Origin of the sequence: Paenibacillus taichungensis (assembly GCF_047302525.1) — a bacterium.
Classification (GTDB): domain Bacteria; phylum Bacillota; class Bacilli; order Paenibacillales; family Paenibacillaceae; genus Paenibacillus; species Paenibacillus taichungensis_B.
On sequence record NZ_CP168020.1, the window covers coordinates 6,209,979 to 6,225,276 of the forward strand.

At 47.5% G+C, this 15,298-nt stretch carries 10 protein-coding genes; 8 read left to right on the forward strand and 2 right to left on the reverse strand.

What is annotated here, in order from left to right:
• Positions 1-214: 214 nt before the first annotated feature.
• Positions 215-907, forward strand: coding sequence for a Crp/Fnr family transcriptional regulator (locus ACDJ58_RS28285; protein ID WP_413374063.1), 693 nt, complete (start codon positions 215-217; stop codon positions 905-907).
• Between the two features lie 137 nt (positions 908-1,044).
• Here ACDJ58_RS28285 and pepT read toward each other — a convergent pair whose 3' ends face one another.
• Positions 1,045-2,283: a peptidase T gene (pepT, locus tag ACDJ58_RS28290; RefSeq protein WP_413374064.1), complete on the reverse strand. Its 1,239-nt coding sequence runs from the start codon at positions 2,281-2,283 to the stop codon at positions 1,045-1,047.
• 537 nt (positions 2,284-2,820) lie between these two features.
• Here pepT and ACDJ58_RS28295 point away from each other — a divergent pair.
• Entirely contained in the window at positions 2,821-3,855 is a 1,035-nt protein-coding gene (locus ACDJ58_RS28295; RefSeq protein WP_413374065.1) for an NADH:flavin oxidoreductase/NADH oxidase, read from the forward strand.
• 133 nt (positions 3,856-3,988) lie between these two features.
• On the opposite strand, the gene ACDJ58_RS28300 is transcribed toward ACDJ58_RS28295, so the two are convergent.
• On the reverse strand, positions 3,989-4,789 hold the full coding sequence (locus ACDJ58_RS28300; RefSeq protein WP_413374066.1) for a class I SAM-dependent methyltransferase: 801 nt from the start codon (positions 4,787-4,789) through the stop codon (positions 3,989-3,991).
• A gap of 328 nt (positions 4,790-5,117) precedes the next feature.
• Here ACDJ58_RS28300 and ACDJ58_RS28305 point away from each other — a divergent pair, with 328 nt between their 5' ends.
• The 6 genes from ACDJ58_RS28305 to ACDJ58_RS28330 all read left to right on the forward strand — a co-directional run bounded on the left by ACDJ58_RS28305 (position 5,118) and on the right by ACDJ58_RS28330 (position 15,156).
• Complete coding sequence (locus tag ACDJ58_RS28305; RefSeq protein ID WP_413374067.1) at positions 5,118-5,540, forward strand: SRPBCC family protein; 423 nt, start codon at positions 5,118-5,120, stop codon at positions 5,538-5,540.
• A 214-nt stretch (positions 5,541-5,754) separates the two neighbouring features.
• Complete coding sequence (locus ACDJ58_RS28310) at positions 5,755-8,853, forward strand: ATP-binding protein (protein WP_413374068.1); 3,099 nt, start codon at positions 5,755-5,757, stop codon at positions 8,851-8,853.
• A 99-nt stretch (positions 8,854-8,952) separates the two neighbouring features.
• Positions 8,953-10,113, forward strand: a complete 1,161-nt coding sequence (locus tag ACDJ58_RS28315) for a response regulator (RefSeq protein WP_413374069.1) — start codon at positions 8,953-8,955, stop codon at positions 10,111-10,113.
• A 23-nt stretch (positions 10,114-10,136) separates the two neighbouring features.
• A complete protein-coding gene (locus ACDJ58_RS28320; RefSeq protein ID WP_413374070.1) occupies positions 10,137-11,483 on the forward strand; it encodes a cryptochrome/photolyase family protein in 1,347 nt (448 codons plus the stop codon).
• 250 nt (positions 11,484-11,733) lie between these two features.
• Complete coding sequence (locus ACDJ58_RS28325) at positions 11,734-12,909, forward strand: acyltransferase (protein WP_310854161.1); 1,176 nt, start codon at positions 11,734-11,736, stop codon at positions 12,907-12,909.
• Positions 12,910-13,539: 630 nt separating this feature from the next.
• A complete protein-coding gene (locus ACDJ58_RS28330; RefSeq protein ID WP_413374071.1) occupies positions 13,540-15,156 on the forward strand; it encodes an HNH endonuclease in 1,617 nt (538 codons plus the stop codon).
• Positions 15,157-15,298: the final 142 nt, after the last annotated feature.

Below are 15,298 nucleotides of genomic sequence, written 5' to 3' on the forward strand. Positions count from 1 at the left end.
TTCATCGGATAAGAGTGCGCTATCATGTACTCCTTTTTTCATAAAATATTGTCATTTTGAAGGCTGGACTTTAAAATATTTTCCATTTGAATGAATGTATTGGATATAAAATCTAGTTGTAACTATTTTTATATCAAGATATATGCACGGACCTATGTCGTTTAAGGGACATGTGTCCATTGTATATGTAGATCCACACAGGGGGGTATCCAAGATGAGAGAAATCATGGACTTTGGATTACTGCGCGAGCTTGCGCGGGAGCATGGCCTGAATCAGGTGCTCGACGAACCTGCGCTTGCTGAATTAAGGTTGCTCGAAGCCTCCAAAGGCGAGATTATATGTGCCAAAGGTGAACGTCCCGAACGATTATATTTTCTCGTCCAAGGTAAGCTCAAGATTTATACAACACTGCCGAATGGCAAGTCTTTGTTGCTTCGTTTCAGTATGCCGCCTGCGCTGGTAGGTGATCTGGAGCTGGTCAATGGCAAGGAAGCCAAAAACACGGTGGAATCCGTCAACAAGAGTCTGCTGCTCGGTGTAAGCTATCGCTATCTCAAGAATACATATGCTGAAAACCCGAAGTTTCTCCATTTTATGCTCAGTCATGTGACCCACAAATTATATACCTTCTCGAATCTATCGAGTCTCAATCTGCTTTATCCTGTCGAGAGCCGTTTTGCAAGCTATTTGCTGTCCACGATGGAGCAGGGGGAGCAGATCACAGAAGAAATCCAGACCTCCAAGCTGACAGAGCTGGCGGATATGCTGGGCACGAGCTATAGACACTTGAACCGGGTGATCCATGACCTCCGCGACCGTGATATCATCCGCAAAGAACAGCGCAACATTGTCATCTGTAATCTGGAGCAGCTGCGTGAAATTGCGGGAGGTAATATGTACGAATAAATAAGGATAGGTGGCAGTGCTTCACAACTGTTGTACGGCAAAAATGTAAAGACACCCTCTGCAGGTCAGAGGGTGTCCCGTGCCTTCACCTGTCAGGTGAAGGTTCTTTTTTGTCATTCTATTGCTTTAGATATGGATTAAACATCTCCACGCTGTTCGAATAATTGAGCGATTTCCACGATGACCTGTGTGGCCTTCACCATATTATCTACCGATACATATTCGAATTTGCCGTGATAGTTCTCTCCGCCAGTGAAGATGTTGGGTGTAGGCATACCCATGTACGAGAGCTGGGAACCGTCTGTGCCTCCGCGAATTGGGCGGATGACAGGCTCAATATCCAGGCGGGTCATTGCTTCATGTGCAATATCGACGATCTGGCGCACAGGTTCGATTTTCTCACGCATGTTATAGTATTGATCATTTAATTCAATGGAGATGCTTTTCTCGCCATATTTGCTTTTCAATTCGCCCACGACATCCAACAAATACGCTTTACGTTCCTCAAACTTCTCCCGGTCGAAGTCTCGGATGATGTAACTCATCTTAGTCAGTTCGACGTCTCCCTCGATAGATAACAAATGATAGAATCCTTCATAACCTTCTGTGAATTCGGGAGCTTCCTCCGCAGGCAATCGGCGGTTCAACTCCATCGCAATTTTAGCGGAATTGACCATCTTGTTTTTGGCTGTGCCCGGGTGCACGTTGGTGCCCCGTACTGTGATTTTGGCAGCAGCCGCGTTGAAACTTTCGTATTCCAGCTCACCGAGTGGTCCGCCGTCCACCGTGTAGGCATATTTGGCTCCAAAAGCAGGGACATCGAACTTATGCGGCCCGCGGCCAATCTCTTCATCCGGGGTAAAAGCAACGCGAATCTTTCCGTGTTTTAATTCCGGGTGTTCAATCAGATAGGCCATCGCCGTCATGATCTCGGTAATGCCGGCTTTGTTGTCCGCACCAAGCAGTGTTGTGCCGTCTGTTGTAATCAGAGTGTGGCCTTTATACTCACGCAGTTCCGGGAAATCAGTGGTGGATAACACCACATCCAATTCCTGATTCAGCACAATATCTTGACCATCATAGTTGTCGATTACCTGTGGTTTGACATCTTTGCCTGTGAAGTCGGTTGCTGTATCCAGATGAGCGAGGAAACCAATCACTGGAACATCCTTGTCTGTGTTGGATGGCAATGTCGCCATTACGTAGCCGTTATCATCCATGGTCACTTCCTGCAAACCAATGGATTTGCATTCCTCAACCAGGTATTTACCCAAGACCAGCTGGCCTGGTGTGGAAGGGCAAGTTTCACTATTTTCATCAGATTGCGTATCCATTTGAGCATAGGTTGTCAGTCTTTGAATTAAAATATCTTTCACCAGTAATCGCTCCTTTGGCTCGGTTAGTATATAAGTTGACCACTTATTTTACACTATCACTACAAGGTCAGAATATCCTTCTGATCGCTGTTATCCCCAGATTTTTTTGATTCCCTTATTAAAAGGGAAAATCCGGTGATAAAGGCGAGTATATGCTTCCGATGCAGCTTTCTTTCAGAAAGCTCTTAGCTTCGATTCTCCAGTTTATCCTGTCCTCTCCGTTTTCGTGTAACCGTTAGGTACAACTTATATAAAGTGGGTATAGTATAACCTGTATGCTTATATGGCTATCATATCATGTTTTAGATTCATTTCGAGTTGTGGTGAATGCATCAGAGGAAAGGGTCGACTAGGTATAAAAAAGGGTACTATCTCACAAAAAAGTACGTACTTGTATTTCTATAGGTTAGGTTCATAATAGTGATTGAGGATTTGGAGAAGGACAACTGCGGCAAGCATGGGCAGCTGTTTTCCGATCTGGAAAACAAGGAATTGCCTCAACATATATCATCATATTGAATAGGAGATGTAATTGAAATGACAGAGAAATTATTTTCCCCGTATCAATTCAAGGGACTTCAACTAAATAACCGTGTCGTCATGGCACCGATGTGCCAATATTCCGTTACTGCCAAAGACGGTATTCCGAACGATTGGCATCAGGTACACTATGTAAGCCGTGCGGTTGGGGGTACAGGATTGATCGTGATTGAGATGACGGATGTTGATCCAGACGGACGTATTACCGACAATGATTTGGGCATCTGGTCAGATGAACACATTCCTGCCTTTACCAAGCTGGTGGATGGCATTCACGCTTATGGCTCCAAGGTGGCGATTCAGATCGCGCATGCTGGACGTAAAGCAGAGGATGCGGCTCGACCTGTAGCTCCATCGGTGGTTACCTTCCCAGGAGAGAGCTTCAATACGCCACACGCTTTAACTACAGAGGAAACACAAGCCATGGTACAGAAGTTTGCGGACGGTGTACGCCGCGCAGTAGCTGCCGGGGTAGATACCATTGAGCTGCATGGCGCACATGGTTACCTCATCCACCAGTTCCATTCTCCGCTGATGAACCATCGCGAGGATGCGTATGGACAGGATCTTTCCCGTTTTGGTGTCGAGATTATTCGTGCAGTGAAAAAAGAAATGCCTGAAGATATGCCTCTGATTATGCGGATTTCGGCAGTGGAGTACGCTGATGGCGGATATGATATTGATCATACCATTGAAATTTCCCGTGCCTATCAGGCAGCAGGCGTGGATATATTCCACATTAGCTCCGGTGGTGAAGGGGCTTCCGGACAACGTAAACCGGGTAACTACCCTGGTTACCAAGTGCCTTTTGCTCGTCGTTTCCGTGAAGAACTGAACGTTCCTGTCATTGCGGTAGGTATGCTTGAGGATTCAGCACTGGCTCAAGCAGTTATCGGCAACGGTGATGCAGATCTGGTCGCGGTTGGCAGAGGCATGCTGCGCGATCCTTACTGGGCGACTCATGCAGCTCTGGAACTGGGTGTTAGCAAAGATAAAGCGCCTGTTGCACAGCCATATTCCCGCGGATACTGATCTTAATTAGAACATTTATATAAATGCAATTAAAAAGGGATGTCCCATAAGTCATGAATATGACGGAGGGCATCCCTTTTTAGCATCATTACGATCTAACGAATCGAGCAGATGCTATTAGCTGCTCAACAGATTAGCTGTTTAGTGAAAGCACTTCCGAGGTCATCTCTCGTGTCGCTTCAAACACAAATTTCTGATCAGAACGCGAGGGTGCCTGATCGGGATCGAAGTCGGCATACACGACAACGTCGATGAAACCTATCTGTTCCAGAATCATGCGCAGCTCCTCCACACCGTACCAACGTAATGCAAGCTGTTGCAGTTCTGTGGCTATGAGGGTGCCATGACGCCACTTTTCGTAGCGAATCAGACTTACTTTGTACTGTTGAAGCATATTGACTTCGATGTCTTTGCTCTCCATTGTAATCGTATCGCCATCCGGCAATTGAACAATCGAGGTGCCTGAGTAGTGTGAAGTGGTATTCGTCACATCCGGCAGAAAGAGGTCAAGCACAAGTCGGCCTCCCGGTTCCAGATATAGATACAGATTACGCAGGGCCTTTATGGAAGCCTGTCTGTCTTGAATTAGCAACAGGGAACCTGCGGCGATTATAATGACTTCATAGCGATAAGGAAGATGAAGTGTCTCCAGATCAGCAGCGAACAATTCAGGCATGGGCAATCCCCGCTTGGTGCAAAGAGCACGGCATGAGTCGAGCATATCCGTTGAATAATCAAGACCGTCTACGTTCAAACCAGCCTCAAGTAATGGAATCAGCATTCGACCTGAGCCAGACATCGCTTCCAGGATGCGTCCATTGCAGTTCGTGAGATAATCACGGTAAAATTCAATATCGCCCCCAAGGGATTGGCCAACGGGTTTGGTGGCATTGTAAACCTCGGTACATAACGGACCATAATAACTAAAAGACATGTAACGTTTCCTCCACAACATAATTAGAATAAGAATAAGAATGTGAATGTGGAAGGGAATAGCTACGAAATGTTTATCCCTTCCGGCAACGGTTGGAATTGAAATTTTCAGAGCAGACTATCATAAGGAATCACACACCTTTTATGTAATATGTTCCAATTATAGGTTTGTCTTCAATGATGGTCAACATAGTATCTGTTGTTAGCGGAATATATTTGACACTCATCACTTAATTTCGAACAATAAGTTAAAAGGGGATTTTGCATCAATTCCATGAGCGATAAATGGAATGATGCAAAATACTGATATATATCTAGGAGGAGATATCATGGAATCTTCAAGTGCATTGCCAGATATTCGGGAACAGCTGTTGCTTCACGCACCTGTGGAGAAAGTATGGGCGATTGTATCGACGTCGAAGGGCTTGGAATCATGGTTTATGCCAAGCAATCTGGAGCCGGTGGAAGGGCATGAATTTATATTGGAAGCAGGACCCTTTGGTAAATCACCGTGCAAAGTCACGGAAGTTCAGCCGCTACATAAGCTGTCATTCCAATGGGGTAAGGACTGGACGCTTACGTTTGAACTGATGGAGCAAGGACAAGACACTGACTTTACATTGATTCACAGTGGTTGGGACGCGGACAAACTGACTGAATTTGGACAAGCTCATGCCATGGTTCGTGAACGGATGGAGCAGGGTTGGGCTGGAATTGTGCAGAAACTGGCTCAGGTCGTTGGACAAGCGTAAGGAAACGAGAAAGTAAAACAGATAGTCAACAAATTCAAAAAGTCACGGGTCTTACTCCGGTCTGCATTCCGGTAGCTGAGCCTGTGGCTTTTTTTGCGTTAAAATATCATGTAAGAACTATTTCCGTCAGCAACAGAAACGTGTAACATGGAGTTATAGGTATAAAACGACAAAATTAGACGTCTCTCGCCATGGGGGCGGAAGGATTACATAGATGAGAAAACACTGGATTATACTTACCATTAGCTTTATATGTATTGTTGTCTTTCCTCTGGGATCCATTATACAAACGTTAATTATCGAGCGCGGCGACCCTCATGCGAGGGATGGGGTCATGGACCTGACCAGCTGGAACTTCGACAGGCATGGGGCTGCATCCCTGAATGGTACGTGGGATTTCTATCCGGATCAATTGTTGACGCCCGTTGATTTTGAGGCGGATGTATCCGGACGCAAGCCGCTTTCCAAACCTCTACCCATCCATGTCCCCTCCCGGTGGAATGGGACTCTTGGACAGGCGCACGGGTATGGAACCTATCATTTACGTGTTCGAATTCCCCCGAGATTAGAGAAGAACGATTACGGAATCCGCACTCAAAATATCCGTATGGCTCATCGTTTATTTATAGATGGTAAAGAGATTGGCGGCAAAGGGCTGCCAGGTACAACTCGAAATAACGATATTCAGCTCAATTTGCCTTTTACGGGATTTACCTCCATAGAAGGTGACGTTGCAGATATTATCATTCAGGTATCTAATTACAGCTACTCGTCTGGCGGCATTATTGCATCCATTTTGTTTGGAGACGAGCACAGTATTCTGAAGAGCCAACAGCAGGACTGGCTCAAGGATCTGATGACACTTTTCGGATTTATTTTGCCAGCGGCCTTCTTCCTGATGCTCTTCCGGCTGCGGCGCAGTGAAAAAGAGCTTCGGTATCTGGGATTATTCAGCCTGTCCGGTGCGATGTATGCATTAACTCATGGAGAGAAGTTGCTGGGAACCCTGTTACCGTTCTTACCGAATAATGATATTCTGCGGCTGCAATTAATCAGTGCAGCTCTTGCGTATTATTTCTTGCTCCGTTATATGGATGCACTGGTACCTGGAGCGGTCCATCAATGGTTTGTTCGCTTGGGTGTGGTTCTGGTAATAGTCCAATGCGTGGTAGGCCTTACATTGTCTCCTGTTCTGTTCTCAATGCTGGAGCTGCCCATGCTGCTGATTTCACTCGTGGTGATTGGTTACACGCTGCGAGCCATGCTCCATTGGCTGAAAAATCGACCGAATGACGGTCATTTTGTCCTGATGAGCATGATGAGTATATTTATGGTGGTTGTGCTGCACACCGTTGGTGCTTTCACCACCGTGGATACGACATTTTTAGCACTGTATGAGCTTCTGTTATTTGTGTTTGCACAGATGATTCTAACAGCGATTCGGTTCGCACAATCATTCCGTGAAGTTGAAGCGTTGTCTGAGCGTTTGCTTGCCATCGACAGCCTCAAGGATGAGTTTATGGCGAATACGTCCCATGAACTGAGAACCCCCCTGCATGGCATCATTAATATTGCTCAATCGATGCTGGAAGGGGCAGCAGGAGCGGTCACACCCAAGCAGGCCAAAAATCTGTCTATGATCACCTCAACTGGAAAGCGGCTTTCACTGCTGGTAAACGATATTCTGGATTTTTCTAAGCTCAAAAATGGTGAAATTGAATTAAAACGGGGGGCTGTGGACCTCGAATCAGTTGCCCGAACGGTCGTTGAAGTCTCTGGTTTTACCTTTGAAGACAAACCGGTTGTGCTGATTCAGCAATGGCCTCCAGCGTTTCCGTTGGTTGAAGCGGACGAGGATCGCCTAAGGCAGATTCTGTACAACCTGCTGGGCAATGCGTATAAGTACACGAAGCAGGGGGAGATTCGTCTCTATGCTCGTGTGGATGGAGCTATGGTGACGGTATCTGTCGCCGATACAGGTGTTGGTATCACCCCAGATAAACTGGAAGACATATTTCAGTCTTACGAACAGGGCAACGGAACAAGTGAGAGGGTTAACGGGGGAACTGGTCTTGGACTGAGTATCACTCGCAAACTGGTCGAGCTTGGGGGAGGAACCATCTGGGTAGAATCGGAGCCAGGTGAAGGTTCGATCTTTCATTTTACCCTGCCTATTGTGCAGCTTCCTTTGCTGCAAGCGAGTTCGAGGCCTGTTGCAGCCCAATATGTATCTACCCAAGAAAGAAGAGCGCAGGATACGGCAGCAGCAATGGATTGGGATGAGACGGATGATATTCTGGAAGCAGAACACACCATTCTGATTGTGGACGATGATCCTGTGAATCGACAGGTATTGTTCAATCTGTTATCAACGGAAAGTTACCGTGTCATTGCAGCCGATAGCGGGACAGCAGCATTGAAGCTTCGTGAAGAACACCCTTCCATTGATCTTGTCATTACAGACTGGATGATGCCGCAAATGTCCGGGCTTGAGCTGTGTCGCAAGCTGCGTGAGAACAGTTCCTTGTCCGAGTTGCCCATTCTAATGCTGACAGCTCGCGGGCTGCCTGAGGATATCAAAATGGGATTCCAGGCAGGAGCAAATGATTTTCTGAGCAAACCTGTGGATGCAGGTGAACTGCGTGCAAGAGTACGGACGTTAATTGAGATGCGTACCTCGGTACAGGAGGTTGTTCGTACGGAAATGGCTTTCTTGCAGGCCCAGATCAAACCGCACTTTCTATATAACGCACTCAACGTCATTATTGCAACGTGTGCCGTCAATCCGGATAAAGCGACCGATTTGCTTATTGAACTGAGTCACTACCTGCGGGGGAGTTTTGACTTCCAGAACCGCGACCAACTGGTTCCGCTGGCGAAGGAACTGGAGTTGGTGGAGTCCTATGTACATCTGGAACAAGCACGGTTCGAGGAGCGTTTGGTGGTCCATTATGATATCGACCCAGATGTGCGTCTTTACCTGCCACCACTCAGTATTCAACCACTTGTGGAGAATGCGATTCGTCACGGGGTGATGGAGCGTGCTGCAGGCGGCACGGTTAACCTTGGCATTACCAGGGAAGATGAGCACATCGTCATTGTGGTACAGGATGATGGAGTAGGCATACCTCCTGAACGTTTGGCTCAGGTAAGTTCAGGGCGAACCGAAGGCCCTGGGGGTGTAGGTCTACAGAATATTAATCGACGCTTGTTGTCTTTATATGGTCAAGGGCTGGAGATTCAGAGTCATTCGGGGAAAGGAACGCTAATACGGTTTCGCATACCTGTGGAGAAGAAAAATGGTTCCAAATAATGGGCCGAGTTGGGCGGATTTGGTTAACAGACTATTAAGCGGGTGCCAAGATAACCGGTATTCCCATTGAATAATTCACGGCAGGAGGCTGGAAGAGCGATGAAAGCCATTGTAATCGATGATGAGAAACCGGCGCAGCTTCATCTGGAGCGCCTGTTACGATCGGATGGGCGGATTACACCCGTGCAGTGTTTTTCAACAGCCCGTGCCGGTCTGGATTTTCTGGCAAAAGAGCGTGTGGACGTAGTGTTTCTGGACATTGGCATGCCGGAAATGAATGGACTGGAAGCGGCTGAATATATACAGCAATTAGACAGCAGTACTCGCATTATATTTATAACGGCTTACGCGGATCATGCGGTTGAAGCCTTTGAACTTCAGGCGCTGGATTATGTGCTGAAGCCGGTAAGTTCAGCGAGGCTTGGCAAAACGATCGATCGCATTGCCGCAGGGATGATAGCCTCATCCCCTCAGGTTGCTGCAACTGCTGAGGTTCTGGAATCTGAGGCTGTGGAGTTGGATACCCGTGTGCCTGGATTGCTTACTTTTAAACATCTGGATATCTACAAAAGTCTGGATCAGGAAGCACAGAAGCACAAGTGGCGTACAGCCAAATCGCAAGAACTGTTTGCTTTTTTGTTTCACCATAGAGGGGATTGGGTAAGCAAAGAGATTCTGCTCGATAAGTTGTGGGCGGATGTCTCGCAAGAGAAAGGTTTAACGCATCTGCATACTTCCGTTTATCAGATCCGCAAACTGCTGAAGGAATGGAACATGACGGGTAAGCTGGAATACAACATGAACCGCTATCGTTTGTTATCGGGTAATCTGGTGAGTGATGTAGAGCAATTCGAGCAAGGTATGGCATATGCTACCGTTACGTCAGACAATGTCGATCAACTGCGGGATATCGTCCCGCTCTACCGTGGTGATTATCTGGAGGAGCATGATTATCGCTGGGCTCAAGCCAAAGCTAGAGATCTGAGAGGTAAATATGTAGGACTGGTTATGGATATCGCCGAATGGGACATGCAGCATGGACGGGGCAAAGAGGCGATGGAGCAGTTGAACGAACTACAGGAACGGGAGCCATATGCCGAAGAGATTTGCCGATTAATGATGAGAGTAAGTGCAACCATGGGTGATCAACAAGCCATACTCAGAATATATCATTCATTTACGCTAACCCTGCTTGAAGAACTAGGACATCAACCGGAGCCAGAGACAAGCAGGCTGTATGGAGATCTAACGGCAAAGTAGGCAGTAGAGCAGGAGGATGAAGCATGAAGTTATTCATACATCGGAAAGATTTGCGTACAGATGATCTGGTCGCATTCGATTATTTGCGGAACCAGGATTCAGAGAGTCTGCATGTGCTCATCTATGACCCGTTTCTGCTGCGGCAAGGTCGTGAACAGGAACATAGCGGAGTGAACTTTCTACAGCATGCTGTAGAGCTTGGTAAGCGGTACCGCGAATCAGACCGCAAGCTGCACGTCGCTTATGGCAAACCAGCTGAGGTGATTGATTATATCCTTGATCAGATGCAAAGTCGTATAGATGAAGTCATTGTTCATCGGGATATGACCCCATATGCAATCGAACGTGATCGTGAAATACGTAAGGTAACCGAGGAACGAGAAGTCACATTTACGCAGCTGACGGATCATCTGCTGATGGATCTGAAGGGGTTCGCTGATTTTACGGGCAAGTCCGAGCCCTACAAAGTATTTGCTGCCTTCCACCGACGCTGGGTGGAATTCATGAATGAGCATCCTAATCCAGCTTCAACCACTACGGTTGCGGATGTGCAGGTCAGTGATCAGCAGATAGAATGGCCAGAGACCTTCCAGGTACCACCACAATTGCTGGCATATGATGCATCGAATTTGGATGATCCTCATCTAATGATGGATAGCTTTTTATCTGACAGAATTGCCGATTACGGAGACCATCGGGATGAATTTGAAGCTTATGAATCGAGTCGGCTCAGTTCTTATGTAGCTGTGGGGGCTGTATCCATCCGCAAGATGTACGATGCTGCAAAACACACGGAGCATTCGGATGAATGGATTAGACAGTTGTGCTTCCGCGACTTCTATCTGTATCGGGCAGTATATGAGAGTCATTATTTTACATATGAAAAATCTTACGATCTGTCGATGCTCAGCGAGGTCCACGTCGAACAGTGGTGCAAGGCCGAAACGGGTATTCCGATTATCGACGCAGCGATGACGGAACTGAATGAGACTGGACATATGCCGAATCGGCTTCGTATTCTGACCGCAATGTTTCTTACCAAAAATCTGCAATGTCCGTTCACGCTGGGTGAAGCGTATTTCAGACGCAAGCTTCGTGACTATGACAATATTCAAAACCGGGGCAACTGGCTATGGTGTGCATCACTTGGCGAGAATGCAGCTCCGTACTTTCGGGTGAACAATCCGGTGACACAGTCAGAAAAGTATGATCCTCAAGGGGATTATATCCGCAAATGGCTGCCTGAACTGAAGGGTTTGCATAGCAAAGAGATTCATCAGCCTCGCCAGGATGCAATTGTTGATCTAAAAACATCAAGACAATCGGCTATTGAGATCTATAAACAAATTCTGGCCAGTCGTCAGCATTGAAGTTTACCATTTTAATCCCAGTAAACCAACAATATTTTGGACAGATACGGAACATGCTCGCAGGCCGCGTCATAGCGGTCTTTTTTACATATATAGACATGAAAAGACTGTGAAACATGTTGAAAATTTAGGAACTTTTAAGAATTTGGACTACCCATCTTAAGCTTTATGCTTTTTAATAGATAGTGAGCTTATCGTATTAAGTCATATTAGACATATCAACGAAACATATTAAGGAGAAACGCTAATTATGAGTGAAACAATCAAAAGAGAGCGAATCCCAGAGCTGAATCTCGTACGGGCAATGGCTATCATTGGTGTGCTGTGTGTGCATTCCACTTCATACGCGACGGTGGACATGACAGGTTCAGGGTATTACTGGCTGTACAATTTTATTAATATTTTTATGAAATATGGTACACCAACGTTTATTTTTATGAGCAGTTTTGTACTGTTCTATAATTATTATTCCCGCCCGCTCGATAAGAAGCTGGTCAGCAACTTTTACAAAAAAAGATTTGTTTACATTTTACTGCCGTATTTCTTATTTTCATTAATGTATTTTGTTATCCTGCACTTCACGCATTATCAGGGCCGCCCGTTCGGTGAATCAGCGGTAAGTTTCATAACGAAACTGTTCACGGGCAAGGCGTATACGCATCTGTACTTTGTATTCATCAATATGCAATTTTATCTGTTATTCCCGTTGGTATTGTGGCTGCTCAAGAAATATCCCTCAGTTGTCAAATGGTCGGTACCGATTGGGCTGCTCATTCAGTGGGCATTTATCGTAAGTAATAAATATGGCTTCCAGGTGCCGAACAAGGGAAGTTGGGCGTTCTCGTACTTTTCCTATTTCATGTTGGGTGCTTTTATCGGGGTATATTTTCCGAAGATTAAACAATGGTTTGTCATTAGTCGGGAAAATGCAACCAAAGCTCGTGTAGTTTCATGGATTTTGCTATGGGCGGTATGGATTTTTGCCGGACTCGGCCATGTATACATTTATTATCTGTTGCGCCTGAAGATTGCGACGTATAACACGCTGTGGTACGAGTTTTTCTGGAATTTGCATACGTTCGCTTGTGCGCTGGTACTCATTCAGATCGCGTACCTGCTTTATCGCAAAGGACCATCGCTGATCGTCAAGCCGCTTAATCGACTTGGGGCACTGTCCTTCGGGATTTATCTGATACATCCATTCTTCCTCTTGGTCTATCGGAATTATCCACCACAAACCGGGGTCTCCTGGCTGATTCACCTGTGGTACGCCGGAGGTTTCGGTGTGGCGTTAATCGCATCGTGGATTGTGGTTGGACTCACTGCAAGATTCGTTCCATTTGCATGGGTGATTTTCGGCAATTTGCCAAAACCGAAGCCACGTCTGGTACCACAACAAAACTCGGGACAACTCGACGTTCGTTAAAATATTTATGCTAATACAGGAATAATAAACCGTTTCTTGGTCGACCATTAGGGTTGAGCGGGGAACGGTTTTTTTGATTTCGGTTTGATTCATCTATGGGGAACGGATGTTTCTTTTTCATAAGCGAAGGGTAATGAGAAGGCGGAACACAATTTAAATAATTTATAAGTCTAATCGTAGGTTTGAATAAAAAATACACATTAACGGAGAGGGCAGAAAAAACCTGAAGAAGCGTAGCTGAAAGCTTTCTGAAAGAAAGCTTCATCGGAAGCATATGCTTCGCCTTTAGCACCGGATTTCACCTTTTAAAAAGGGGATTAAAGAAATCTGGGGGTAACAGCGATCGGAAGGTTGTTCTGCCAGCGTAGTAAAACAGTGTAAATTCATTTATTCAATGGATGTATTGACTTTTAAGAACAGGATTAAGGTGAGAACAATGACAACATGTGAACAATGCGGGAAACCGATGCAAGATATATTGGAATACGTGGAACACATCCTTCACGAATGCGTGGGGCAGACGCAGGAGTACAAGACAAAAGACTATGGGAGATCTGGCTATGAGTGTGTTGGCGAGCAGATGTGATACAATAGAAAGAAACCGGATTCATACGGAACCGAGGTGACAACATGGAGATGGGCTCGGCCCCTTTCCGGCAGGAAATGGCGGAACATGAAGCGCAACTGACCAAGACATGTATGTATTGCGGGCAAAAGCGACCTTTGTCCGAATTTCGACGAAGAACCGGAAAGCGGGCTGGCCCGGGAGCCAGACGTGGCGCTTGTCGCTACTGTCGTCAGCTCGGTGGACAAACGAATAACGATAGCACCTCACTCCGGCCTATGGATGAGGCGGTAAAGAGTCATAAAGGTGCTGTGGCTTCCCGGCCTTCTGCATCTGCGAGTCATAGAGCAGAACGGATCGTGGATGCCGTTAATGGAACGCCTTCTATTGCTGCTACTTCAGAAGGACACGGCGAGTCACAGCTGCCGGTAGGGTCATCTTCTTCGATGGAAGGTGAAACGGCTGACTTCATTGCTTCTTCAACTGTCTCTTCGTCTTCGGGCAACCGCAAGAAGAGGAGAAGGAGGAGAAAAGCAAAGCGTCCAGAGCTTCAGTCTGGTATAGAGCAAACGAAATCGCTCTCCCGAACTGACGAGGAGAGCGAGACTGTAGATCAGCCTCAGACGGGGGCTGATCTGCAAGACAGGGATTCGCAGGTGCATACAGCGAATGCTGATCCATCTGCGAAGCGTGCCCGCGCGCGTATAGCCGCTGGCACGGATCAGGCCGCCGAGCAGGAGATTGCGGCGGCCAAGGCTCTGCTGCCAGCTAAGCCGCAAGGCTCGGCAGCAGAGCCAGGGGCTGCGGATCAGCCGACCGCAGCCAAGCGCAAACGCAAGCAGCGCCGCAAACGTGCTGCCGCGCTGCCGTCTGGCGCAGGACAGGCCCGCAGCATAGCTGAGGCCAGTGCGCCGAGCCTGAGCGACCGTGGCGATGCCTCGGTCGCCGGACCCCCAGCAGCGGCCGCACAGCCTGCCGCTGCTGCAAAGCCCGTGCCCGGCCAAGCGCCGGGCACGGCCATGGAGGCTGCGCCTCCTGCACCCATGCGCCAGCCAGGCTCGCCCGGGTCGAAGCCACGCCCGGCACGCAAGGAGCGTGCGCCTAAGGCGGGCGGCGAAGACACAGCCCGTGCCGGATCATCCGGGCAGCGGGCGCCAGCACATTCCAGCCGCAGTCACGGGGCTGGAACGGAAAGCCGTCCCCGCCGTCATACTCCGCCGGTGCCTGTAGCGATTGACCCGGAAGATCCGGCATCGCTTCGGACGAACCGGCAAGGCATGGTACGCATGCGGGGTAAGACGGACAAAGGGCGGCGCTGGCATCAGGAAGTGGATATGGAGCTGGCGGTCACGCTGGTCAAGGAAAAAGCCGCTGTTGTAGTTAATCGGTACACGATCCGCCGATTGTTTAGCAACAAGGATTTCAAACGGTTTATTTTGACCCGTGATAACTATACCTGTTACTTCTGTGGCTCGTATGGAGATACGATTGACCATCTTCTGCCGCGAGCCAAAGGTGGGCATACCACCCCACTTAACTGTGTCTGCGCCTGCAATCTGTGCAATCAGTCCAAAGCAGCGATGGATGCTGAAGAATTCATGCGTTCCGGTATTCCCGAGTGGAATGCTGCACATCAGGAAGAGCTGAATGAATTGGCAATGCAGGAAGCTCAGCTAGAATAAACGGTTAGGCGAAATACAAATACTTCCCCAAGCTTGTTCACCAATGGTTTCAAGCGGGTATCCCATATATAGAGCACACCAAGACTGAACAGGTCCGGGTGTGCTTTTTTGTTTTTCAGCGTCGCTGGTGAAATTTCTTCAA